This window comes from Pseudomonas sp. 05N434 (assembly GCF_056396965.1).
In genome coordinates this window covers 1-789 of record NZ_JBFTMK010000984.1, presented here as the reverse complement: position 1 = coordinate 789, position 789 = coordinate 1, and the positions used below count along the sequence as shown (strand labels likewise).

General features: G+C 47.8%; 1 protein-coding gene. It reads left to right on the top strand.

The features are described from left to right. On the top strand, positions 1 to 789 hold a 789-nt coding region (locus AC1DLB_RS31225; RefSeq protein ID WP_477786432.1), incomplete at both ends, for a glycosyltransferase.

Genomic DNA, 789 nt, shown 5'->3' with positions numbered 1-789 from the left:
AGCGATAGTTGCCGGCCCTGTGGATTTTTACCACAAAGAGACTTTCGCCAATTGGGTATTAGGCAAGTTCCTTGATACCTACTCATTTCAATTTGCGATTGTGAACAGTATGGAATCCCATATAGTACTCAAACCCTTGGCTGATCGCTATATTCCGACAATCAGCTTGATCCACGAGTTCGCTGTATATATTCGCCCCCGCACGCGAATCCAAAATGCATTGCTATGGGCAAGTCAAACCGTTTTCTCTGCCGACATTACACTCGACAGTGCAACACAGATACTGCCAGAACTGACTTCGTGTCAACTTCCTGTGTTGGCGCAAGGCAAAAGCATTATCCCTGGCGAGGTACATGGTCCAGCTCATATCGAAGCAGAGAAGGCGATGCTGCAAAAAATTATGCGCCCTGGCGGACCTGAAGATGACACGATCGTTATATTAGGTGCCGGCTGGGTACAAATCCGCAAAGGTGTAGACTTGTTTATTGAGTGCGCGACCCGCGTAATCAATTCACCTATAGGTCATAAGTGCCGTTTTGTCTGGATCGGTAATAATTACAATCCAGAGAAAGATAATCATTACTCTGTTTACCTTCAAGATCAGATCCAGCGCGCCGGAATCTCGGAGCAATTCAAGATTATTTCCGAAACAGCCGCCATTGAGCATGTCTACGCCCTGAGCGACATGATGCTGTTGACCTCCCGTTTGGACCCATTGCCCAACGTTGCCATTGACGCAATGGTCCTGGGCCTGCCGGTTCTATGTTTCGACAAGACAACGGGTATTGC